This window comes from Methylobacter sp. sgz302048 (genome assembly GCF_052162025.1).
Lineage (GTDB): Bacteria > Pseudomonadota > Gammaproteobacteria > Methylococcales > Methylomonadaceae > Methylobacter.
Map to the genome: position 1 here is coordinate 3,190,008 of NZ_CP197401.1, position 23,090 is coordinate 3,213,097.

Consider the following 23,090-nt stretch of genomic DNA (forward strand, 5'->3'; position numbering starts at 1 on the left):
TAAATTCGTACCTATGCGGACATATCCATATGATGAAGTTATGGATTGAAGATCGGTTTAACAACCTATCGCTACCACAGCAAACGAGATAAAAAACAGCCCGTGCCTAACAGTTAATCAATTCAGAAAGCCACTCTTAAATAATCGCAATACTCTCTGGATAGCCTGAGTGACTATGCTTCATCAGCTCTGTCACTTTAGCCTATAAAATTTTGATCCGAAATATAACGAAGGCATTAATTCCGGCACATTCACAGGCATGGCAAACTTTTGCACGATGCCGACAAGCTATTGCGTAGTTTTGCTTAGGTATTTGCGCCGATTTTAATGTTGAAAGACAAGGGATAATAATCCCAATACAGTACACAAAACTGGCCAATCGGAACGGAAAGCGGGCAATCGGGAGTTAGGACAATCTCACGAATTTTGAAACTTTGCCGGTTGATTCAACAGAAATCGAATAACAACGGCAAGAAACAGACAAGCGAAAATCGCTTCACATGCCTTTGGGGTAAGACTATGAACAACCAACAACACATAGGCTATTCCTCACTTGCGAAGATATTAAGGCTGATAATTCTCATAGTGATCTGCAACACAACAGCGGCTATTAACTTCCCGGCACACGCTGCGGATGCAGAACCGACGCTCAATAACATAGAATGCCTGTTCAACTGGGCGCAAACATTCTATCCCAATCTGTTTTCACCGCCGGTTTCAGGCACGCAGTTTTCCTCACCCTACACCTACCGTCATTACACGGGCACCAATGCTTATCTGGGCGTGTCCTCCGCAGACGACCATGTGTATTACCTGAGGCCGGACGGCACCTTGCAGGATGTGGGCAGTTTATCGACTTGGCTGGGAACGTCGGGATGCGGGGAAAGGCCTTATCCGGTCATATTCATTCATGGCATAGCGTCTTCTGCAGAAACTTGGGTGCTCTTTAGAGACTACCTGATAAACAATGGCCTTTGGACATTCGGCGGCATCCCCGCTTACGATCCGGCCACCGGAACAGCCAGCATTACCTGCCCGTCCGCTCCCGGTGTTGAGTGCACAGGCAATGCCGGCGACTTCTATACGCTGAATTTCACTGATAATCAGGGTTTGCCCCTCGATGCGCAAGGGGGCGAACTGGCTGCAGTCATCAAAGCGGTCCTGGATGCAAATCCCGGCAAAACCAAGGTTCTTCTGGTGAGCCATAGCATGGGGACGCTTGCAGCCAGGGAATATCTGCAAGGCCTGGCGCGAGAGTCAAATGCCGCAGCGACAATACCTTATCGAAAAGATGTCGCGAAACTCATTACCGTTGGGGCGCCGCACCAGGGAAGCTTCTGGGCCGAAGCGTGCAATGACACCAGTATTGGTATTCCCGATATTACCGGCAGCGTCAGTATTTGCGATCTGGTATCTACGGATATAGACCCGAACAGTGTGGCAATCGAAGATTTAAAGCCAGACAGTTCCGCTTTGAACATTCTTAACAACTTAACTGCTCATCCCCTACCGCCCGATGTAGCCTATGTTTCGATCATTGCAACGGGTCAGTCCACTCTGGTCGGTTTGATTGATTTCAAAGACGGGGATGGCATCGTATCGGACACTGACCAGGATCTGAAGACTGTGGCAAGAACTCTTCCCCAGCAGAAATCGGTCAGGATTGCGGTTCCTTTCCGGGAAGAATGCGGCAATAAAATAGATGTCCCTACTATCGGAGAACTAGGCGAAACCCATACCTGTGAAACGACAGATATTGGCGTAGGGGGGGAAATTTTGAAGAATTTACAATAGGCCAGGACTTACGCAGCTTCTGTTCAACCGCCGAAACAAGCGATTTTAAAACCTGTGGGGCAACTGAAGTCGCCCCACAGGCTTGCATAACGCCTGTAGGCGTCAAATTTTGAACGGCTGATGGCATTGGCCGTATCTGATGATCTAGCCCTTTCTTTTCTGCGATAGCATAATGCGTCCAGCAATTAATAACTGATGTTATGACAAGCACCGTTTGCCGCGCCGAGCACCGCCGCTAAAAGCGGCGGTTTCCTCGTTCCCACTGAGGACCGTGGGAACCAGGGACTGATGCTACGCATGTGTAGCCATTTATCCATTCGGTTTACAGCAAACCTATCTAAATTTATTCCTGGGATAAAACCACATCTGATAAATGCTGACCAGAATCTGCATGCCCATAGAGATCCCCATCAAAGCGCCACTGGCGACGACCACATAGGCAAACGCGGGAAAGGATTTGGTAAGAAACCACGACAGGACATCCAGCAGCATTGCAGCGAAAGGGATGATTATCGAAACTCTCTTGACGATATTATTCAGATCGCAAAGCAGAAAGGTCTTGCCTATAAAAAACAGAAGAAAAGCCATACCGAACAGATGAATATGTGAAATCCGGATCAGAAACGGCAGCGATGCTCCGTTGGCATGGGCAACCTCTGCCACACCCGAATAATGGGTCAGATCCGGCAGGGACGGATTAATGGCCGGAGCATGGCAGATGATGCAATCACGGTTCAGGATAGGGGCAATGTGATCGTTATACTCCGGCTCTTTTGCGCCATTTTGTATCCATTTCAATATGACGTCCTTATCGCTTTTATATTTTAAATTGGGCTCCATAATGCCTTTTATCGCTGCGCCCAACCGAGTCTGATCGTTTGAGCCGTGATAGGCAATGATCACATCGTCTATGGATAAGCCGGCTATACCGTCGCGGCTCTGATGCGTGTAATACATATTCGCCAGGGCAACCATATAACCGATCGCAATAGTCAGCAGAAAAGCCGTATTTAAAATTCGTTCACTCACGGAAATGTGTCTGAAACGTCTATAGGCCACATTATATCCATAAGCTTCGGAACGCCGATCAATTCCTGAACGGTAATTAGTTTCACCCATAGCTTTTTTCCTTGCTCGATGATTATGAAATACTCGGTTGTCCAATTGCTGAACTGCTTCAGAATTTGACCATCCATTCTGTACGCAAGCCGTAAGAAACATTCTCCCGTTCCTGGCCGGCCACAAAGCCATCCAGGCGCAGCACATGGTGGCGGCCGATAGCGCGCTGATAGCGGGCACCCAACCCCACTGCGCCTTCCTCTTGCTCTTGAGTGCTCGTACGGGCGCCGACTTCAAAGATAAGCTGGTCATCGATACCGCCGATAAACAGCTGATAACCGAGCGCCGTACCAACGGTATCGTCGATCTGCTGCCCGAGCGGGATTCCGTAACGGCCCATGCCCACCGGGCCATACAAAATCCCGACGTTTGCCACGGCGCTGCCCACATCCGGACTTTGCGCGATCGATGTAAACCGGTTGACGTCCCAGAATGTATTGAAATAGACGACATCGTCGGAACCAGGCAACGTGCTGGACAATTGAGACAGCAAAAGCGCGCCGCTCCCTACGTTCTTTGATGAGCTGTGTTCAGGGATGGAGGCGTTAACCCTGAACGTCGAGTTCAGCCAGCCAAAGCGTTGGGTCGATGCGATGCCCATGTACCAAGCATTTTCATCCTGATCGTCGGCGACATAAATGAAATCCAGGGCCAGGGTATTGTTCAATGCGGTATCGGCTTCCGACAACAGACCGAACAGGTTTGCCGAATGGTAGTGGTTATCGCCGAGCTCGCCGCTTCCGCGATTGAGGCGATTCCAGCCGTACAAACCTGTTAAACGAAGGTTTGCTATACCGTCAAACACCAGCGAGTTGCGAGTGACTCCGACCATATCGATGATATCGTTCATCAACATCCCGTCCTGGAGCTTGATCGGCTGACGGCCAATGGAAAATCCGATGTCATAGGTATGGGAGTCAGTCGGGTCAAGACCTGGAAATATCTCGCCCAAATCGCCTTCAAAATAGAGCTTGGTCAGCCTGCCGTTGAGTTCTTCCCGCCAGCCGTCATCATTGTTGGGCTCGAAATTATATCCGGTGTAATCCCCGGTTTCGCGATCGAGCGGCCGCATGGAGAAGACCAGCCGTTCTGTTCCCGAAAGGTTCAGGCTGCCGTTCAAATCGAGCCGGTTGGCCCATTCAAGGTTGTTTCTGCCGTTTTTTTCGAAGCTCTGGAAAGCGGTGCGGAATATTCCGAACAATAAAAACGAAGGCTGGAGCATTTGGCCGGTGAAGGTCTTGAATCCCGGCCGGATCGGCCCGTTTCCGATAAAAGGGTCGCCGATCTCTATAAGAGGATCGGGTCGATCCACCGGATCGACCGGGTATTGAACAATCTTATTGGACAGGCGCAACGGGTCTTGGCTGCTAATTGTTTCAGCCGGGCTGCGGTAGAAATTGACGGCATTACGGCCTTCGGCAATGGGAGGCTCTGTTTGCTTCCGGACCTCCGTTGCGCTTGGCTGCTTGCCATCCTGAGCTGCCGCATGAGGATTTCCAGTTAAAGTGAACATAGCCAGCCAAAGCAGTACCCCCAAATATCGGCACGCATTGGACTTATTCGACATTAACATCTCGTTCCCAAAGAACGCGGTAAAGATCAACCAGCTTATCCCCGATCGCACGGGCGCTGAGCCCGTACTCAAAGCCCGCTCCCGAGATGGCATTGATTAAATGCGGAGGAAGCTGGCCTGCCACGAGTTTGATGTTTATTCGATAAGGCTTGCGGCCGGTGAGGAGTTCGGGCTCAACAGAATAGTTCGCCCAGCGATTTCCCAGCGCCTCGATGCTTTTCTTTTGCAGCCGAAGGTCGCGAATGCCGCCGAACAATACCGCCGGCGTATCCGCGGGGCGCATGAAAATCAGTGGATTCAAAGAGTAATTGGCCGGTATCACCTGCTCGCGCTCGCCTCCGTGAATAGTGCCAACTAGTATTGGAGAGCGCAGATTGAACAGCTGCTCGTCCCTCGGTATGGCGCCGTTATGCACATACAAAGAATGGATATCGCGCACATCCCCGTTAGGATCGAGATCGCCGGAGTGAAAAAGCACGGCGCCGCCGGCATCGGTAACCGTCACCTGCAAGAATACGTTGCGCTCGGCGATCAGCCCTGAAGGCACACTGTGGCCTTCGGTCAAGTTTTTGACTTCGACGTTGAACTTGAGCCCATCCTCTTTTTCAAGAATTCTGACTTCGCCGAGACCATATCCGTTACGCAGTAAGGTCGTGGCGCGAGCTCGGTTCTCGCCCAATAGCACCAGCTGCTGATCGATAATTTCCCTGGCCGCCTTGCGTTCTTCGGGATCCGCCCAAATGCCCGGAAATTCCGCATCCTTGGCAACGCTGTTTTCGAACTTTTCCGTACCCCAGCCGGCTTCGACGTCAAAACTCAACCATTCCTCCGGTGTGGCGAACTCCTGCGCCTCCGGGTTAATGGGAAAGATGCCGGGATGCACTACGGAGCTGTCGGGCCCTGGAAACATATGGTTGGTGCGCCGGGCAGGCCTGGTTTTCTCGCCTCGCACGATCGCCGCCGAAGCCGGCGGGTACTCAGAAAAAACGCCGGGAGTCGGCCCCATATGGCAGTCTTGGCAGGTCCATCCTTTTTCAGCCGCCGGCGTCTGCTTGTATTCGCTGAACAGATCCTCAAAGCGGATGCCGTTGACTAATCGCACATCATGGCAACGGGCGCAGAAGCCCGGTTGGGAAACCTGTTCGAGAAGGCGCGCCTCACGATGGGTTCTGGGCGGATTATCCCGATGTGAATCGAACACGCGCCGCAGTTCATCCCCTTTTCGGGGGCCGTAAATGGGATTTTTGATATCGCCAGGCTCAAGCGGAAACCGCCCGGTGATTTTACCGTAGGCTTCAGGAACCCGATGGCAGACGACGCAGGTGATCCCTTCCAAAGCCACTTTCGAACGGTTACTGTTGCGGGTGAGAATCGGCTCGCCGGAAAACATGCCCACCTGGGTATGGCAGCGCTCGCAGAAGTCGCCCAAGGTGCCTTTGGTCAATTTCACCAACGTCGCTTGGTAAGCCAGGAATGTCGGGCTGATCTGCGCAAAAGCGTGACGCGAAACAGACCATTCACGGTAGATTTGTTGATGACAGGCTCCGCACGCCTGCGCGGAAGGAAACTCGGACTTTTTGAATAGTTCGTTGTGAGCTTTTTCCCCGGACTGATCATCGGCATTGCTGGCTGTGTTTCGCCCGGCGCCGGATGAATTGCCCTTGTGCCCGAATCCGGAACGGATGAAATTGATCAGATGCCAGATTTCCTCTTTGGCGAGGGAATTCTTGAAGCCGGGCATAGGCGCTCTGCCCGTTCTGATTTTCGTGTAGATTGTCCCGTCAGATTGCCCTAAAACCTCAGGACTGGTCAGGTTTGCCACTTTATTGCCCAGAAAAGCGGCCATTGCGCCATCCCCTTTCCCGGTTTCTCCGTGGCACTGTCGGCATTCGCGCAGATATAGACTCTTGCCTGTGGTCAAAGAGGATGCATCGGCCATAATCGGATTTTCTACTTTTGCCAGACGCGGCGAAACTCGCCAAATATCAGGACGTTCTTGTGCAGCCATCGCAGGTTCTTGCATCAGAACCAGACTGACCAGCAACAGGATTGCAGCGGCTATTCTGTAGAAGCGGAATGATTTTTTTCTCATAAACAACCGTTTTAACGCCCACTCTCCTCGAAGGAAAAAGTAAGAGAATGGATGTGGTGTGAAACGGCATCGAATATTTACCAATAAATAACACGATATCAATCGGGAAAAACTCCTATCCCATTGTTTTTAATATGATTATTAGCTAGTAAAAATTTGAAAGCCGAAACTGGAGATGATGAATATAGGGCGCTGATTCGAAGGACGTCCATTCGTGCAATTACTTACAACGTAGCGACCTTGAGCGAGATGCCTATCAAATGCGATTTAGTACATACAGGTATTCATACATATTGTGTATTTGATTCGAAATATATACGGTTAGCGAATCAACGCTTCTATCGCCTTGGCATGGAAATGCTGATTGAATCTGCAATAGAGTCGATCTGCCAAGACACAAAGAAAAACGCCCGCATGAACAAGACAAAGGAGAGCCTCAATGAGGTGGTTACGGGACTCTTTGAAGGATTGATTGGCACGTGCCACGATCAGGTCAGGAAGCTGGACCGTGAATACTGTCTTGAAGCCGAAACTGTCCAAGGACAAGGTTGGCCTCATCCGGATTGCAGGCGGCGCGGCGGAACAGTGCTATTTTATGAAGGATTATCATGACGAAGCAGTCACCATGGGTGAACTGCACAACGTGAGATGCCCGCTATCGCAGACTCATCACAAGAACCAATTGAGGCAGTCCAATAAATAAGCCAATTTAGAATCCGATTATGAATAGAGTGTCATTTTTTTCAAAACTGGTCGTTGGCGTCATCGTATTGCTGATATTGATCGTTTTGCATGTACTACCTCTTCCTGTATTGGAAGTGCTGATTTTATATGTGATGATTTTCCGGCCGCTCTGGTTTAAAAAGCTGGTAGACCAGTTTTATGAGTAATAGATTATTTCATTGAATTTTGGTGAGACGCTTTCAAAATACGCTTCATACTGTTATAGCACCTCAGTCCGCCAAGCCTAGCCGCATCAAAACTGATGCTTAAGCTATCTTCTGATGTTATTCAGCTTAAAGAATTGCTAAAAGATTATTTTATCTGCTCAGTTTGAGAAAGAATGTAAAATACCTAAGTTTGGATAATTACTTATGAGGTCTCTTTGCTCAGCCTCACTATTCAACTTAGGCGCTATACATGATTGAAATCGTCCAATTAATTTTATCAATAGTTACAGGTATTTACTCTGGCATCATCGTTGCGAAATATTCTGAGTTCAGGTCTCTACGCGAGGAAAGCAGTCGAATCTTGCAAAAAGGACTGCCCGCAAAAGAGTGTGACTTTGAGCTGGGCCTCATCTCGAATTCTCTTAAGCAGCTCGGCCATATCGAATCAGCTGAACAGCTTTCAGAAATTGCCAATGACTACGCAAAACTGGCAAAACCAAAGGAAATTATTGTCGAAGATGGTTCAGTCAGATTGCCTACAACCAAAGAAACAATCAAGATGACTAATGAAAATAATCAGCTAAGGCTCAGGGTTTCAAACCTGAAACCGGCGTGGCTTTACATTATTTTTCCCATTTTATAAACCCAGCTGTGTTTTAGAATGACAAACTGGCGATCAGGCTCAAGCTCAAATTTAGTTGAGCCTGTTCTGATATTTTATGTGCCACAACAGATTTATCCCGGATCCTTATAATCAATATTATGAAGGCGGCTTTAGGTTGACGCTCAAATATCAACCCAAAAGCTCAAGAAACTGATCTATTTGATCCGCCTCTGTCGCAAAACTTGTTACCAAACGAATCAGCACTTCGTGTTGAGCCAACAGTCCTGGCCCTACGCGTGGAGGGTTCCATTGATAAAAAACCGCCCCTTTTTTCTGGAGTTCGTCCGCATGGGCTTTGTCTAAAATACAAAAGACTTCATTGGCTTCTGGATGCCACGCTAATTTGGCTCGTTTAGAGCTAACGATGCCTTCTCGCAAGCGCTCAGCCATAGCATTGGCATGGCGCGCCAGATGCAGCCAGAGCCCATCTTGCAAATAAGCATCGAATTGGCAGGCGATAAATCGACTTTTGGAAAACAGTTGTGCCGCGCGTTTACGGATAAACGGTAAATCCTTGCCCAACTCCGGATTCATAAAAACCAAGGCTTCAGCACACCAGCAACCGTTTTTGGTCCCGCCGAAAGAAACAATATCCACGCCTCGTTTCCAGGTCATTTCCGCTGGGGTGAGTTCCAACGCAACCAATGCGTTCGCAAAACGCGCGCCATCCATGTGCAAAGGCAAACCGTAAGTTTTTGCAATTTCCGCAATGGCGGCAATTTCATCAGGTTTATAAAGCGTGCCGATTTCGGTAGCCTGAGTTATGGAAATTGCCATAGGCTGCCCTACGTGTACAAAATTAGGCGGAAAACGCCCAATCTCGGCTATGAGGTGGTTTGGATCAATTTTACCGTCTTCCCCATCAACGGGAGCCAGACGAGCCCCATGAGTAAAAAACTCCGGCGCACCGCATTCATCTTCCAGCATGTGTGCTTCGCGGTGACAAAAAGAAACTCCGCCTGGGCGGTTGACAGCAGCCAGCGCCAGCGAATTAGCCGCTGTGCCAGTACTTACAAAGTAAACCGCAACTTCGCGCTCGAATAGCTCATTAAACCGTTGCTCGATCTTGCGATCGAGTGCACTTGTGCCATAAGGGGCTGAAAATCCTGTTGAGGCTTCCAATATCCGTTGCGAAATAGCCGGGTGCGCGCCGGCCCAATTATCGGATGCAAAATTCATAGTAGGTGTTATTGTGATCATGTTTGCTTATTCGTATTTCTGCTTTAGAAATGTGGCTGTTTTTTAAACGGTCGCGGATACGCCAACTATCTAAATTCCGGTTTGCTCAGACAGCAAGAGCGGCATCGACCTCGATGCCCAAATACTTTTCCGTACTTTCAAATTTCGTATGCGCGAGCAATAAAAGTACTGCAAATTTTTGGTCCTATGATAGATAAGCGTGGCCTTTGTCTATTGCATAGCATGAGTTTCTAACCGCAAAACTGAGACCAATCAATATCAACCAACGTTCCACGATTCGGGCATATTGCCGGGCAAATCTATGAGGCGATTCGGAGCAAGCCAATCCCGGGCCTGCTCAGTTATCTTGAGCTGGACAGCCAGCATGTTTCCTGTTGTATCATGATGGCAATATATAATTCTCTTACCCTGATAAATCGCTGATTTTATCAATTATCACTTCCTGATAAGTTTTCCTTATCATATCTGTCTTTTAAATTTAAGGAGTTGACCATGGAAACGGTATTTCGCTTGAAGCCCGAAACCGAATTCCACACCGACGAAAAATGTTTCATTATCGAGATGCTCAACACGTCAGGCGATGAAACCTGCTCAATTGCCCGCGCCCGCGTCGAGCCCGGCGTTACGACCTGCTTACATGCCGTTCGCGGTACGGTAGAGCGCTATGTCATTCTTGAAGGCGAAGGCGAAGTGGAAATCGATGGCGCTCCGTTTGTAAAAGTTCGTCCTCTTGATGTGATGCATATTCCTGCAGGAATTTCTCAACGCATCAGGAACACAGGGCAAACCGATCTCGTCTTTCTCGCAATTTGTACGCCGCGATTCAAGCAGGACGCTTATGTGGATCTGGAAAACGCCACTGTTGCCTAACCGAGAAAATCCAGTCAAAAACAGCCATTGACTCCTGTGGGATGTGACCTGATATCAGAAATGGCCTCCAAAATCTGGACAGTAGCTTAAGTGATAAAACTGCCCTATTGTGATATCAAAACCTGAGTAAAAAACAATAAACAAGGCAAATGGGCTTAGTTGCGCACTATTGCGTATTCTGATTAATTTGAACACCGATTCTGGTCAATTTGAACAGTCAAAATCCTAACGCATCCATGGCAGTGAATTTTTATCCCAAGTGTTCAACTTGGGTCAAGGAATTCAACTTTTTGCGCATCGATTCACCTTTCAGATTGATCCGGTGAGCGTTGTGCATGAGCCGGTCTAAAATAGCATCGGCCAGCGTGTTGTCGCCGATCGACTGATACCATTGGTCGGTGGGTAACTGACTGAGGATAGCGGTGGCGGACCGGTCATGCCGGTCATCCATGATTTCCATCAGGTCATTGCGGGTGGCGGCTTTTAACGGCTCCAGCCCCCAGTCGTCGATGATCAGCAAATCGAAGCTGGCCAGGTTCTTCAGCAGCTTGCCATAACTGCCGTCGGCCTTGGCCTGGGTTAGCGCCAGGATGAGGCGGGAAAGCCGGACATAGCGCACGCTGTACTCTTTCAGGCAGGCCTGGTGTCCCAGCGCACAGGCGAGGTAGGTCTTGCCGCTGCCGCAGGGGCCGGTCAGCAACAGGTTCTGCGCTTTGCGGATCCAGTCGCACTGCAGTAGCGCCGCCATCTGGCTTGGCTGCAGACCTCGGGGATGCTGGTAATCGATGTCTTGGGCGTGGGCTTTGAGTTTAAACTGGGCCGTGCGGATCAATCGCTCCTGTTTGCGCTGTTGGCGCTCCTGGGTTTCCTGGCCGACCAGCAGCTGCAAGCGCTCGGCAAAAGATAGGCCTTCATAGGCGCCCGGTTGCTCCTGCTGGGTTTGCAGGGCCGAGGCCATGCCGGTCAGTTTCAGTTGCCGTAGTTGGCTGAGGGTTTGTGCAATCATCTTGGCGTTATCCTGTTTTATTAAGGGGTAATCATGCGGTGAGGCTTCAGTGAAAGCTTTTTGGTCCGCGAATATTTTCATGATCCTGAGGTAATAAAGACGGCTGGACGAGCAGCGTTTCCGGCAGTTGATCACGGTTGCTGTGCAGAATGGCTTTGATGTTTTTCAAGCGGTACAAGCCCGCCTGGTTGGCGAGGGCGCAGGCCCGGTTCAGGCGTTCAGGTGGGTAGCTGCGCTGCAGATTAAGCAAGCCCAGACAGACGCGATAGGCCTGCTCCGGATGCTGTTGACGGTTTAACTGAGTTTTCACCCAGCGCAACACCTCAGGCCCCAGGGTCTGCGCCCAGTTCATCAGCCGCCCCGGCGTCCATTGCTGATGCTGGGCGTGTTTTTCCGGTCTATGCGTTGGTTCTGTTGTGGTGCCGGGATGAAACTGGCGGACATGGGTGGCGAGGCAACGGTTGTGAAAATAAACCTCGATCAAGCGCTCGCCGGCATGAATCTCCACCGGCTCGCCGACGCAGTGATGCGGGACCGAATACCAATGCTGCTCGTACGGGACGTGGTAGTCGAGAGGGACTCGGACCGTCTTGATCGCGATATAGCGATAGGCGTGTTTCGGCAGCGGTGCCAGCGCTGGCCGATCCAGTTGCTCGAACCACTGCCGGCGATTGCCCGGCCACTGCTTGAACGGCTTATCGTTCAGTTCGATCAACAAAGCTTGAATGCACTGATTCAGCTCGGCCAGTGAGAAAAACGTCTGATGGCGCAGCCTGGCCAGGATCCAGCGCTCGACCAATTGCACGCCGACTTCGGCCTTAGCCTTGTCTTTGGGCTTGTAAGGCCGGGCCGGCAGCACCGCCACTTCGTAATGGGCGGCCAGTTGCTGATAGGCCGGATTGAGCTCCGGCTCATAACGGCAAGCCTTGCTGACCCCGCTTCTCAGATTATCGGGTACCAGCAGCGCCGGACAGCCGTCAAAAAACTCGAAGGCCCGCACATGGCTGCCCAGCCAGTCCGGCAGGCTCTGGCTCCAGGTGGCTTCGGCATAGGTGTAACTGGAAGCGCCCAGCACCGCGACAAAGATGCTGGCCGGACGGATTTCGCCGCCAGTGCAGATGATGGGGACGGTCGGACCGGCATAGTCGATGAACAGCTTGTCGCCGGCCCGATGCGTTTGCCGCATGGAGCGCTTTTGCGCCTTCAACCAGTCGGCATAGCGGGCGCAGAACTGCGAGTAACTGTAACAGCGGTTCGGATACTGGCGGGTGTATTCTTCCCACAGCAACTGCTTGGTCACACCTTTTTTCCTCAGTTCCTGATGAATCTCCGACCACACTGGCTGCTGAAATTTGGCCGCAGGCCGGGCATCGGAGCTGGGGTACAGCGTCAACGCCAGGGCCTGGTCATCCAGTTCATCCGGCAGCGGCCAGCAGAGCTGATGCTGTTCGGCCAGCTTGAGGATAGTCTGGATACTGCCGACACTGATCTTGGTGCCGGCGCTGATTTGCCGGATGCTCAATCCGGCACTGAGACGCAGTCGTAAAACTTCTCTGATTTTTCGCATTGCAATTCGTTGGGCTGACATATCCTTTCCAAAAATCGGAACAGGATACTAAGGTTTAACAAAACAATGCGTTAGGAAGGATTCTGGCCATCTGAACAGCGATTCCGGCAGCTTGAACACCGATTCTGGAAATACCCCAAAAAGTGTTCAGCTTGAAACCAGAATCGATGTTCAACTTCGATCAGAATCAGTGTTCAGATTGAATCAGAATAGGTGTTCAGGTTGGGCCAGAATATGCAACTATCCGAAAAATGACCAGCCTGCCAGGTGAGGACGAGTGATATATTTGTTATATTCCAATGGCCAAAGGCTTTCTTTCTATCCGGTCGAGGTAATGGATTGGAATAAAGGCATTGAGCTGGCGCCTGTCGAACGCACTGGACACCCGCTTTTGCGTAGAGGGCTTGGAAGAAACGGTTATTCGTACCGAGCCAATGCCCTGGATTTTTTCAAATAACGAGATTCATGCACGTTAAGTGATGGGGTAATTACCGTACAATTACTAATGAAAAAAACCTTTGTAATATAAACGGAAAACCTAATTACCCTGATCAAACCGCGAAGGCGGGCATCATTCCATGGAATAAATTGGTTGACCGGATAACAACGTCGTCAAAATTAATAAGGAAGCCAACATGTCCAACACTCTCGCGTATCCGATGAAGCAGTTTCAACTCCCTAACGGCATGCGTTTCTGGAACGCTCCGGAATCAGGCAAGGAAACCAAATTCATTTACAGGGAGATTTTTGAAGAGCGCTGCTACGAGAAGCACGGCGTGACTATCGCTGATGGCGACGTCGTGTTCGACGTAGGAGCCAATATCGGCATGTTTGCCCGCTCGTTGATGGACCGTTTCCACGATCTGCAGCTCTACTGTTTCGAGCCTGTGCCGAATACGCGGTCCTGCCTCGAACGGAATATCGCCGAATGTCCCGATAGATCGAGGCACTTGGTTACGGTCCTGGATGTTGCCGTTGGCGCGAAGGAATATCAGACGACGATCGACTTCTTCCCCTCCGCACCGGGCAACTCCACGTTATATCCTGAAGAGAAAAAGCAAGAATTCAACGATATCGCTGATGAGCTCCGCATCGCTGATCTCTGGAAAGCCAAAAAAGGCGCTGCCCTACTTGCGCTTCTGCTTTATCCGTTCCGGCGATGGCTGTTCCGCCGAATATCCGAGAAGTTTTTGGGAAAGGCAAAGCCGATATCGTGTCAGGTGCGGACGATCAGCAATGTGATCCGTGAGCGGGGCGTGCAGCGCATCGACCTGCTGAAGGTGGATGTCGAAGGTGCCGAAATGGATGCGCTTGCCGGGATCGAGGACGAGCACTGGCCATTGATCCGTCAGCTTGCTGTGGAGGTGGCGCCGGCAAACAAGCATCAAATAGCCATGCTCTCGAATCGCTTACAATCACTCGCTTTCTCTCGAATCGTTATGGAGAACATGCTCGGAGGCAACGACGATCTCAGCTTGCCGGGCCCTTGTACGGTTTATGCCGTGCGAGAAGCGTGAGTGTTCACCTGAATCGAACGGGCAAAGGTCGTTCAGAATCTTAAAGACCGAAGTGATCTTGCCCTGATCTAGCGGACCCTCGGTTAAGAGAGTGATCTCTAAGCTCGAGGTCAACAATGAAAAACAAAAAAGGGCATTGTTAAGGTAGTATGGTATGGGTTAAGCTAATCCATTTTTACCGAGTCAGTGATCACGGTTAGATGCCCCAAATGTAGCGCAGAAGGCTGTACTAAAGATGGGATGGCGAAAGGCCGGCAGCGTTACCGCTGTAAGGCTTGTGATTATAGACATACAGTCAGTTACCGAGGCATCAATCCAGCCATTAAGCGGCAAGCGCTCCAGCTTTACCTTGAAGGTTTGGGTTTTCGCTCCATTGGTCGCATTCTGAACTGCAGCCATGTGGCAGTCTATAACTGGAGCAAGGCCTATGGCGAATCCATTGAATCCATTCGCTCTACCGCCGGCGTTGAGGTCGTCGAACTCGATGAGGCGCCTACTGATATCGGTTCCAAAAAAACTATTGCTGGATCTGGACGGCCATTGAAGACCAGCCAATAACCCAGGTCATAAGTGACTATTTGCGCTCTTATGAACAATTAGTCCCGAAAGAACTTCATACGCAATCAAAAACTGAAACCTATACCGTGGAAGGCTATAACAGCTTATTCAGGCATTTTCTTGCTCGGTTGCACCGAAAGTCTAAAGGCTATAGCAAAAGCAAGATCATGTTGAAATATTCCGTCATGCTTCTGATGCTTAAATGGAACGGTGAATTAGATACTATACTTATTTAACAATGCCCATTTATTAAATCTGCACGCTCCACAGTTAATCAGGTTGCTGAATTCAACGATTGTGGAATAAATTCCTCATTCGACAAAGCACGAATAACACCGCGGGCTAAGTAGCTATTACTAAAACCAATCGTATATTGTCGCGCCCCTTGTTTTATGGGCAGCAACATTTTTTCATCTATCAGTTTCTTTATTTGATACGTCCTTTGGTTGTTTGTCATGCCTGGCATAGCATCTACAAAGTCCGAAGACTTAGCCACGCCTTTATTCGCGGCGATGAACAAAATTTTTTCTTCTGTATCCGTTATTAACTCTCTTTCCTTAGCATAAAGCAGCGCTGGAGCGAGAATTTTATTCTTCAAATAATTAAAATCCGTCAGTCGGTCGACTTTGCGTAATTCATCAAGAATCCCTTGCAATACATAAATACACCATTCCTCCAAGCCTTCGAGAGTCCCGCTATCGGCTCGTGCTAGCTTGGCATAATAACGGTCTCTATCATTGCAAAACACTGCTGTAGGGTTTAGCACCCTACCTCCGGCATTAACTTTGAAGCCATACTTAATCAACAAAGCGTAGCTTAGTAATCTTACCACCCGGCCGTTACCGTTACCAAAAGGATGTACCCAGCCGAAACGATGATGTGCTAATGCTACCTTAATAAGGTCATATTTAGGCTGATCATTTTTATTGATAAAGTCTACTAACTCACGCATATAGTCTGATACTCGAGTAGGATCTGGAGGTAAATGATCAGCTTGAGCAATTTGTACCTGTTTTAATCGGTAAGCGCCCGGGGTATCGTCTCCTTCTCTCACCAGATTTCGTACTGCCATGGCATGCAATTCCCTGATAAAGAACTCTGTTACCCCATCGCCAGAGCTCATAAAATCTTCTATATAAGTCATTGCTTCTTCAATGTTCTGCATCTCGCGAAGTTGGTCAGATACTTGTTGTGCACCCTCTATTTTGCTCTCTACATAATCTGCCAAAGTAGTGTGATTACCTTCGATTCGAGCTGAACCCAAGCTTTCAAGCATATGAAAAATATGCTTGAGCTGGAAAAATAAAGCTGGTGGAGTCGATCCACTAAGTTGTAATCGGCGTAAATGCTCTAACTCCATTAAAACATCCATCAATGGAGAATCAAATGCAGGATTAAGCAGAGTTAAATCATAATGGTTAAATGTAGGCATAATTTTAAATTTCTTGAACCTTAAGTTCTAATATCTTTAAATTATCGCCAAAATTTAAATAAAAACAATAAAATAAAAATTGTCCCTGTAAATTTATCTTGAATTGTTAAAGAGGCTATCTTGAATTATTAAAGAAACTATCTTGAATTGGTACCGTTATCTTTATAGATAGTTGCTATTCTCGGCTATCATCCCTTTCTCGTAGTTAGCGCAGACAATCTTCAATTCAGGCTTTCCTCATGCTGTCGCGCCGCAACCTCCACAGATAAATTTGGTCTTGTTCTTGGCCTTGCTCTTGCCGGCGTTGGCTTCGCCCCACAATTCGACGTAGGGCACAACGAAGGGTTCTGCCGCAAAGTTTAGCTCAAGGCGAAGAATGCCTGCCCTGGAGGCAGAACTATTCTGCTAACGCCATAAGCTACTGATAGGATCCAGCGGCACGTAAGTCCCGCCCACCTTGAGCACGGCGAGCAGGCTGATCACCAGCTCGAAGCTGCGCTCAAGCCTGATCGCCCTGTCGTCGGGCTTCACGCCTAGACTGCGCAGGTAGTGCGCCAGGCGGTTGGCTCGGACGTTCAGTTCGGCGTAGACCAGCCCCTGATCCTCGAACACCAGCGCCAGCGCATCGGGCGTATTGCCCACTTGCACCTCGAACAGTTCGTGGATGCAGCAATCCTGGGGATAGTAGGCCTGGGTGGCGTTCCAGTTGTACAGTACGCGTTACCGCTCAGCGTCAGGCAATACGCCGATCTGGTGCATGGCAGTGTCCGAGGCGGTGAACAGGTTTTCCAGCGCTGTGTGCATCAAGGCGCACAGCCGTTCCGGCGCCACCCCGTCGACAGGGTTTGCACCGTCAGCGAAAACCCTGTCGCCCAGATCATCAACGGTTAACACTGTCGGTTAGTTGCTGCGCTCTTCGCCCGATAAGCCGCATCCAGTGCAGACAATTAAACATTGTTTATAGCGCGAATAGTGGGTGCCGAAAGCCGCCTATCACTTGCAAAAGTGCCCCCCATAAGCGACCCCACAAATGACGTTTAAAGCTTTTTGAATCTTTAACTATTTGTAAGTTATTAATTCAATTGGTCGGGGCGAGAGGATTTGAACCTCCGACCCCTTGCACCCCATTTAGGTGATTAACTGTCCGAAACCGTCCAATCGCATCCAAATAATTTCTATTATCAAATAAATATCAGTAACTTATAGATTTGTATCGACTAAAGATGTACAATAAGATCCGATAAAATCTATTAATCTGTTATCACGAATGTTATCACGAAAACTCCAGTGTGTTCGGAACCCGTATGGCGATCAACAAAATTTCAGCAGCAAAATTCAAGAATCTTCAACCTGCCGATAAGGATCAACTGATCTCAGATGGAGACAGCTTATTTATTAGCGTCCGATCAATAAAAAACGGCGGAGCCAAATCCTTTCGCATGGCCTACCGAATCAATGGCAAGCAGCGTTGGATTACCCTAAAAGCCGACTCCCTAGCAGCCGCAAGATTGGAACGGGACACCTATAAAAATTGGCTTTTGCAAGGTAAAGAACCCGATATAGAACGAAATCTTGAAATCGAGCGACAACGTGCGAGACAACTGGCTGAACAAGAAGCGCTAGCTAAGCTCAATACCCGATTAACCGTCAACGATTTATTTATTCGCTGGCATGACATTGCGCTGGCAAACTATAAAGAGCGAAATGAGATCGTCAGGATGTTCAATAAAGATGTCCTACCCATTCTGGGCGGGCTCTTTGTTGAAGACGTTCGGAAAAGTCATATTACCGCCGTTACGGATGCATTGCTACTCCGAGGGGTAAATCGCATGGCTAAACGTATTCTGGGACTCATGCGCCAGATGTTCAGGTTTGCAGTAGATAGAGACATTTTGGAAACTGATCCTACAGCAAAAATTCAAAAATCGAAAATTGGAGGGAAAGATGTTGAGCGAGATCGAGTGTTAAGTGAAGACGAAATCAGAGCATTAGCCGAAAAGATGCCAGATGCCGGCTTCATGAAATCAACGGAATGTGCTATTTGGATTGCCTTAAGCACTTTATGTCGAGTTGGAGAATTGTCAAAAGCTCGCTATAACGATATAAATTTCGAACAACGAATTTGGAATATTCCTGAATACAACAGCAAAAACGGCAAGGCGCACTTTATCTATCTATCAGATTTCGCGTTAGCTCAATTCAAACTATTACGGTCTCTGAGGACACAAGATGTTTGGCTATTTCCAAACCATGACGGAATCAGCCATGTGAGCGAAAAATCCATTAGCAAACAATTGGGAAGCCGTCAAAGTGTAACCATTTTAACAAATCGATCAAAAAATAACCAAGCATTGGTCATGCCCGGTGGCAAATGGACTATGCACGATTTGAGACGAACCGGTGCGACGCTTATGAGCGCAATGGGCATAAGCCCGGATGTTATCGAGAAGTGTTTAAACCATACGGAAGAAAACAGAATGAAGAGAATTTATCAACGCTATGATATGAAAGCTGAGCAAAGGAATGCTTGGCAATTATTAGGTGATAAACTTAACGAATTAACACTACAAAAACAAACGATTGAAGATGATTCATTATCATCCTTTTTTTCAAAGATTGATATGTCAACACTAATCAGGGCACATCGTTAATCGGCTCGATACCGCAATTTGTAATAAGTTGGTGACAGATAACCCTTGGGAATAGAACCGCACTCGGCTGTAAACACTTCGAACTCTTCAAAGGCAATTTATTTAGCCTATTCTCGAGTTCGAGAGGTCTGCAAGTGAATCAATTCGATTTTCAAGAGATGAAAGAAGCTTTCTGCCATCAAATTATCCTGGCCATTGCCTTTACGGCTCATGCCCTGACGGATGCCATGCTATTTTAAACGCGTCCGGGAGCTTTCAGGAACCTGCGGGCTGCCGCGGCTGGTATGTCGCGATGAGCCTTTATCCAGCTTACGTTTCCAAAGAGCCATCAGTAAGGCACCGTTGACTAGCTGGGCATGCATATTATCGACCCTCGACCACACGCCCACTTGCCGAGTGTATAAATCAATGACCACCGCCAGTTATCGTTCAGACGGCTAAAGAACTTCGGGGCCGCGTTAGCGACCCCCGTATTGCCACTTTGCGCGGCTCATAAACTAAAGCCCCTGGCTTTGCCGAAGGGTATTTACGATTGCGATTAGAAAAACGGGATATGGCTTCGTTCGACTAGCTCTTCAAATTTATAGTAGCTAGGCAAGAAACAAATAATAGGTCTTAAACCTTTTGCAAATATAATTTGAAGATTTTTTGGCAACTGCATAACTTGTCCAGCTGTCAATAGCGGGATGGAATGCATTGCTGATGAAATTGTTTCCGAATTTGTTTGGCTGCAAATATTACCCCAGTTCCAATTTTGCGGACCTTGTGATCTGGAATTCGAAGTGTTGTAAGAAACTACGTACACCTCACCAAGATGTTTACTGACAAACTCTGCCGTATCCAGATCGTTTACCCCAAAAAAACATTTAAACTCGGAGTTTGCGAGAATGGTTTGAGCCGCATCGCCATAAACCGAAAAAAGTTGGCCTATGTTTTGACAAAAAGTAAGGAATCGAACCCCATATCCAGCTGCATAGGCGTAGTAGTCTTCGATGATGTCCATACGACCCAACTGTGGGAATTCATCCAACAAAAAAAGCACGGGTGGAACATCTTCGCAGTTTGCGCTCTTATACGACTCACGTAACTGATATAAGGCCATCCCTACCATAACGCGAAGCAGCGCTCGCCCCATGGCAAGTTTTTCTGGGGGAATGACCAAATAAAAACTGACATTTCCTTCCCTTAAAGCCGCGAAGTCAAATCTATTCGCCCCCGACTCGGAATCTTCTAAAACCTCTAACGGAAGATAGGTCGCGTTTTGAATTGCTGTCATTGACCAAATCCGAGTATGGTACTCAACTGTAACCCTGACCGAATCAAAATATTTAGGGTTGTCTTCCGCACTACCTATAAGTCCGTCTGCAAAAAGCTTTACCAACCGCCTATTTGACGCACTCATTTCTGCCAAAAGCCTCTCCATATCCATTCCCCCTAAAGAGAATAAACGCCGGACCTCCCCCATACTCCGTTCATGAACTTCATATTTTTCGCCATCCGGATTTAAGTTAGCGGTGTGAACGTGGTAAATAAATGCAATAAGCGCATTTTCGGCAGAAGCATCCCAAATTGGTTCGCGTGCATTGCTATTTGGCACGATCAATAACCTGACCAACTCTAGTATGAAATTTTCTTCAGCAATTAAGTCTTGTAACGAAGGATCGACCAATGCTCCTTTTGGAATAAATGTAAAGAGATTAATTTTATATGTATCGACATCGAAGGGCGCAAAACGAATGACTTTTTGCTTAAGGTTTTTTGCCCGGTAACCGGCTGAACGATCATAAATTTCCCCTTTAATATCAAGAATAAAAAGTGATCCAGGATAATCCAAGGCGTTATACATGACATGCGAGCTGCTTTTCCCTGACCGGGTAGACGCACTAACGAAAATATGACCATTACCATCCAGTAAAGAACCTTGAGCATCACCATAACTCAAAGGGGTTCTTGCGTGGATGTTTTTCGGTTCATAGGGATTAAATTGCAAGATACCGATAACTGGACATGCTTTTCTTTTTTGCCCCGAGTCAAGAAGCCCGCTCCGTTGCAATTCATTTCCCGTCAAAAAATATCCATTTTTTAAAATATCAGAATTTATAGACGTACTATCGAACAGCGTATTTGCGCATAGTTCACTACCTAATGAATTACGATAAAAATAATCGCTATTCAGTTTAGCCAAATCGTACTTTTTCCGTTCATGACACAGTTCAACGTAATGAAGCTCGACATTCATTTTTTCTTTACCTTCAAAAATTTTAAGTTAATAAATATGAGCTTCGACTGCACTGAAAACATGTAATAAACAAGGGAAAATTCAAAAAATAATTAAAAATCCACTTCAGATAAAAAATAGTGAAGCTCTTAACAGAGTTACTACTAAAAAAGGTTTATCCCTCTTATCAATCACTATAAGAGGGATTTACTGTTATTATCTTTTATCCGCCTGCTTCTTTTGCCATTCGATGATTTCATGCAAAATCCAAACAACAGAAGAACGCTTGAGATCAGGAAATAATTTAATCGGCTTTGGAAAAGTAGAATCGAAATACCTTGAATTTGGATTTAATCTTGCGTAAAGCGTACTTCGAGATATTCCCAGCCTTTTAAGGACCTTGGGTAATCTTAAAAATTGAATTTCAGCATCCATTGGCGCTCCAAAAAGCCGCCTGTGGGCTAATTCAATATCATTAGACGTAGTTAGACCGCAGGCATGTTGAGATAAAGGTTCAAAAATAGCGCCTATTATTGGCGAATTATAAAATCCACTAAAGAGTGGTTTGAGTGATCTACTCGGCATCCTACCGAGATTCAGCCCTATCTCAACTGCCGCAAGGAAGGATGGCTAAAGCCATTTTGCGACGGTAAACAACTGGCCGAGCATCTTGCTCAAAGCCATTGCTTTTGTATAAATTAACCCATTCCAATTGCTGAAGCGGGAGCACTGGTAGAAAAACTGTACCAGCTGTATCAATTAACAAATATTAGTATTTAATAAAATCAAGAAATACTTGACCCCTTAATTACAGGAACAAATCTAACCACAATACATCCGCTCTGTCAATAAAAACTCTATATGAACAAACTGAGCAATTTTGCTCTTTGCCTCTACTATCAATTTACATTTTGTCCTGTTATTAAACTTTTTCGATCACATATATTTCCTTTCCCTGATGGCCGCCTCATAAGGTTCCAGCAGAGCCCGTCTGTAACCACCAATTGACTTGCCTTGAATACCGCTCGTGTTTTTCCAGAGTTGATGCACTCTAGAGACAAAGGAGGGGCTGACTTGATAGAGCGCGCTGACTTCGCGCGTCGTTTGCCGCTGTCAACAGCCTTTGCGACACGTAGGCGCAAGTCTTCTGAATTAGGTTTGGGCATCTTCAGTCATTTTCACTCAATGAAGCCCCATTTTAGCAATACAGCTTGATCCTAAGTAACAGATAAATGCTCTAATTCCACGTCTGATCGTTTCGCAATCGTATGTGGATATTTTTTGTCTCCTTCTCTGTACTCACCGCTTCCCTTCATCGATCCCATGCCTGATGATGTTGGTGACTTACGCGTATTTTTCAATTCAGGAGTTCGTTTTATGACTATGTAATGTCCTATTTGCTTTTCCCATCAAGTCGTCAGTTTGGATCGTGGTACAAAAATGGATAGGGTGATCGGTATGATCGATGGTGCGGCTAGCGATGTGCCGGGCACAGCATCAGGAACAGCGACCGATGCTCGAATTATGCCGTTCGAAGGATGGTGGCAGGGAGACCTCACTGATAGCGGGCCTCAAGGCGTGGGAAGAGGAAAATCTTCGGCTCAGAAAGGGTGGCAGAAGATCAACCAAAAGCCAAGATCATCAAGGAAGCCTGAGAAAATAGGCGTAACGCCATCTCGCTTCGGCGAGATGGCGCAGAGAATGATTCAGGCAAAGCGACACAATCTTCGCGTCGTGCGTGCGACATGGAGCATTATCCAGACAGGCTACCGCTATGCGCGCCAACGCTTCGTTGAGAGCAGAGATTGCCGATGGATTGATGAATCTGGCCAACCATCAGAAGCACTGGGGGATGAGCAATTGTTACTGGTATTTATGGAACGTCAAAGGCTCTCGCTGGAGTTATAAACAGGTTTACCGCATCTACCGAGAAATGGAG

At 47.8% G+C, this 23,090-nt stretch carries 19 protein-coding genes and 1 pseudogene; 10 read left to right on the plus strand and 10 right to left on the minus strand.

Features of this window, described 5'->3' with window-relative positions; all coding sequences use genetic code 11:
- Window positions 1-519: 519 nt before the first annotated feature.
- Entirely contained in the window at window positions 520-1,794 is a 1,275-nt protein-coding gene (locus ACTNE6_RS14300; RefSeq protein ID WP_442497222.1) for an esterase/lipase family protein, read from the plus strand.
- A 333-nt stretch (window positions 1,795-2,127) separates the two neighbouring features.
- Here ACTNE6_RS14300 and ACTNE6_RS14305 read toward each other — a convergent pair whose 3' ends face one another.
- Genes ACTNE6_RS14305 through ACTNE6_RS14315 form a run of 3 tightly spaced genes read right to left on the minus strand, consistent with a single transcriptional unit; the run spans window position 2,128 to window position 6,578 of the window.
- A complete protein-coding gene (locus ACTNE6_RS14305; RefSeq protein WP_442497223.1) occupies window positions 2,128-2,913 on the minus strand; it encodes a hypothetical protein in 786 nt (261 codons plus the stop codon).
- A gap of 58 nt (window positions 2,914-2,971) precedes the next feature.
- The gene (locus ACTNE6_RS14310) at window positions 2,972-4,480 is read right to left on the minus strand and encodes a hypothetical protein (protein ID WP_442497224.1); all 1,509 of its coding nucleotides are present in this window, start codon (window positions 4,478-4,480) and stop codon (window positions 2,972-2,974) included.
- A complete protein-coding gene (locus ACTNE6_RS14315; protein ID WP_442497225.1) occupies window positions 4,470-6,578 on the minus strand; it encodes a c-type cytochrome in 2,109 nt (702 codons plus the stop codon). Before ACTNE6_RS14315 ends, ACTNE6_RS14310 begins: the two co-directional genes overlap by 11 nt.
- A 156-nt stretch (window positions 6,579-6,734) precedes the next feature.
- On the opposite strand from ACTNE6_RS14315, the gene ACTNE6_RS14320 reads away from it, so the two are divergent.
- The 3 genes from ACTNE6_RS14320 to ACTNE6_RS14330 all read left to right on the plus strand — a co-directional run bounded on the left by ACTNE6_RS14320 (window position 6,735) and on the right by ACTNE6_RS14330 (window position 8,111).
- Entirely contained in the window at window positions 6,735-7,190 is a 456-nt protein-coding gene (locus ACTNE6_RS14320; protein WP_442497226.1) for a hypothetical protein, read from the plus strand.
- 110 nt (window positions 7,191-7,300) lie between these two features.
- A complete protein-coding gene (locus ACTNE6_RS14325) occupies window positions 7,301-7,468 on the plus strand; it encodes a hypothetical protein (protein ID WP_194972184.1) in 168 nt (55 codons plus the stop codon).
- Between the two features lie 250 nt (window positions 7,469-7,718).
- Entirely contained in the window at window positions 7,719-8,111 is a 393-nt protein-coding gene (locus ACTNE6_RS14330) for a hypothetical protein (protein WP_442497227.1), read from the plus strand.
- A gap of 150 nt (window positions 8,112-8,261) precedes the next feature.
- On the opposite strand, the gene ACTNE6_RS14335 is transcribed toward ACTNE6_RS14330, so the two are convergent.
- Window positions 8,262-9,332, minus strand: a complete 1,071-nt coding sequence (locus tag ACTNE6_RS14335) for a threonine aldolase family protein (protein ID WP_442497228.1) — start codon at window positions 9,330-9,332, stop codon at window positions 8,262-8,264.
- Between the two features lie 492 nt (window positions 9,333-9,824).
- Here ACTNE6_RS14335 and ACTNE6_RS14340 point away from each other — a divergent pair, with 492 nt between their 5' ends.
- Entirely contained in the window at window positions 9,825-10,202 is a 378-nt protein-coding gene (locus ACTNE6_RS14340) for a cupin domain-containing protein (protein WP_442497229.1), read from the plus strand.
- A 250-nt stretch (window positions 10,203-10,452) separates the two neighbouring features.
- Here ACTNE6_RS14340 and istB read toward each other — a convergent pair whose 3' ends face one another.
- Together istB and istA are read right to left on the minus strand one after the other, a co-directional pair.
- Entirely contained in the window at window positions 10,453-11,208 is a 756-nt protein-coding gene (gene istB, locus ACTNE6_RS14345) for an IS21-like element helper ATPase IstB (RefSeq protein ID WP_442497230.1), read from the minus strand.
- Window positions 11,209-11,254: 46 nt separating this feature from the next.
- Complete coding sequence (gene istA / locus ACTNE6_RS14350; RefSeq protein WP_442497231.1) at window positions 11,255-12,796, minus strand: IS21 family transposase; 1,542 nt, start codon at window positions 12,794-12,796, stop codon at window positions 11,255-11,257.
- A 614-nt stretch (window positions 12,797-13,410) separates the two neighbouring features.
- Here istA and ACTNE6_RS14355 point away from each other — a divergent pair.
- Complete coding sequence (locus tag ACTNE6_RS14355) at window positions 13,411-14,292, plus strand: FkbM family methyltransferase (protein WP_442497232.1); 882 nt, start codon at window positions 13,411-13,413, stop codon at window positions 14,290-14,292.
- Between the two features lie 189 nt (window positions 14,293-14,481).
- Window positions 14,482-15,086, plus strand: a pseudogene (locus ACTNE6_RS14360) (IS1 family transposase).
- Between the two features lie 38 nt (window positions 15,087-15,124).
- On the opposite strand, the gene ACTNE6_RS14365 reads toward ACTNE6_RS14360, so the two are convergent.
- Window positions 15,125-16,282 carry a Fic family protein gene (locus ACTNE6_RS14365; RefSeq protein ID WP_442497233.1) on the minus strand — a complete coding sequence of 386 codons (1,158 nt, stop codon included), beginning with the start codon at window positions 16,280-16,282 and terminating at the stop codon, window positions 15,125-15,127.
- A gap of 405 nt (window positions 16,283-16,687) precedes the next feature.
- Window positions 16,688-16,924, minus strand: coding sequence for an AMP-binding protein (locus ACTNE6_RS14370; RefSeq protein ID WP_194971150.1), 237 nt, complete (start codon window positions 16,922-16,924; stop codon window positions 16,688-16,690).
- Between the two features lie 18 nt (window positions 16,925-16,942).
- Between ACTNE6_RS14370 and ACTNE6_RS14375 the strand changes: the two genes are divergently transcribed.
- Together ACTNE6_RS14375 and ACTNE6_RS14380 are read left to right on the plus strand one after the other, a co-directional pair.
- Complete coding sequence (locus ACTNE6_RS14375; RefSeq protein ID WP_442497234.1) at window positions 16,943-17,173, plus strand: hypothetical protein; 231 nt, start codon at window positions 16,943-16,945, stop codon at window positions 17,171-17,173.
- A gap of 413 nt (window positions 17,174-17,586) precedes the next feature.
- Window positions 17,587-18,933 carry a tyrosine-type recombinase/integrase gene (locus tag ACTNE6_RS14380; protein WP_194971152.1) on the plus strand — a complete coding sequence of 449 codons (1,347 nt, stop codon included), beginning with the start codon at window positions 17,587-17,589 and terminating at the stop codon, window positions 18,931-18,933.
- A gap of 538 nt (window positions 18,934-19,471) precedes the next feature.
- Here the strand turns inward: ACTNE6_RS14380 and ACTNE6_RS14385 are convergent.
- Window positions 19,472-21,172, minus strand: coding sequence for a type IV secretory system conjugative DNA transfer family protein (locus ACTNE6_RS14385; protein ID WP_194971153.1), 1,701 nt, complete (start codon window positions 21,170-21,172; stop codon window positions 19,472-19,474).
- 195 nt (window positions 21,173-21,367) lie between these two features.
- On the minus strand, window positions 21,368-21,586 hold the full coding sequence (locus ACTNE6_RS14390; protein ID WP_194971154.1) for a helix-turn-helix transcriptional regulator: 219 nt from the start codon (window positions 21,584-21,586) through the stop codon (window positions 21,368-21,370).
- Window positions 21,587-22,609: 1,023 nt separating this feature from the next.
- Between ACTNE6_RS14390 and ACTNE6_RS14395 the strand changes: the two genes are divergently transcribed.
- Entirely contained in the window at window positions 22,610-23,059 is a 450-nt protein-coding gene (locus ACTNE6_RS14395; RefSeq protein ID WP_442497235.1) for a hypothetical protein, read from the plus strand.
- Window positions 23,060-23,090: the final 31 nt, after the last annotated feature.

Excerpts from the sequence above, each read along its gene's own strand:
- ACTNE6_RS14380 (WP_194971152.1), top strand. The coding sequence starts at position 17,587 with ATGGCGATCAACAAAATTTCAGCAGCAAAATTCAAGAATCTTCAACCT.
- istB (WP_442497230.1), bottom strand. The coding sequence starts at position 11,208 with ATGATTGCACAAACCCTCAGCCAACTACGGCAACTGAAACTGACCGGC.
- ACTNE6_RS14395 (WP_442497235.1), top strand. The coding sequence starts at position 22,610 with ATGATCGATGGTGCGGCTAGCGATGTGCCGGGCACAGCATCAGGAACA.
- ACTNE6_RS14390 (WP_194971154.1), bottom strand. The coding sequence starts at position 21,586 with ATGGATGCTGAAATTCAATTTTTAAGATTACCCAAGGTCCTTAAAAGG.
- ACTNE6_RS14325 (WP_194972184.1), top strand. The coding sequence starts at position 7,301 with ATGAATAGAGTGTCATTTTTTTCAAAACTGGTCGTTGGCGTCATCGTA.
- ACTNE6_RS14305 (WP_442497223.1), bottom strand. The coding sequence starts at position 2,913 with ATGGGTGAAACTAATTACCGTTCAGGAATTGATCGGCGTTCCGAAGCT.
- ACTNE6_RS14340 (WP_442497229.1), top strand. The coding sequence starts at position 9,825 with ATGGAAACGGTATTTCGCTTGAAGCCCGAAACCGAATTCCACACCGAC.
- ACTNE6_RS14310 (WP_442497224.1), bottom strand. The coding sequence starts at position 4,480 with ATGTCGAATAAGTCCAATGCGTGCCGATATTTGGGGGTACTGCTTTGG.
- ACTNE6_RS14315 (WP_442497225.1), bottom strand. The coding sequence starts at position 6,578 with ATGAGAAAAAAATCATTCCGCTTCTACAGAATAGCCGCTGCAATCCTG.
- ACTNE6_RS14355 (WP_442497232.1), top strand. The coding sequence starts at position 13,411 with ATGTCCAACACTCTCGCGTATCCGATGAAGCAGTTTCAACTCCCTAAC.
- ACTNE6_RS14365 (WP_442497233.1), bottom strand. The coding sequence starts at position 16,282 with ATGCCTACATTTAACCATTATGATTTAACTCTGCTTAATCCTGCATTT.
- ACTNE6_RS14335 (WP_442497228.1), bottom strand. The coding sequence starts at position 9,332 with ATGATCACAATAACACCTACTATGAATTTTGCATCCGATAATTGGGCC.
- ACTNE6_RS14300 (WP_442497222.1), top strand. The coding sequence starts at position 520 with ATGAACAACCAACAACACATAGGCTATTCCTCACTTGCGAAGATATTA.
- istA (WP_442497231.1), bottom strand. The coding sequence starts at position 12,796 with ATGTCAGCCCAACGAATTGCAATGCGAAAAATCAGAGAAGTTTTACGA.
- ACTNE6_RS14330 (WP_442497227.1), top strand. The coding sequence starts at position 7,719 with ATGATTGAAATCGTCCAATTAATTTTATCAATAGTTACAGGTATTTAC.
- ACTNE6_RS14385 (WP_194971153.1), bottom strand. The coding sequence starts at position 21,172 with ATGAATGTCGAGCTTCATTACGTTGAACTGTGTCATGAACGGAAAAAG.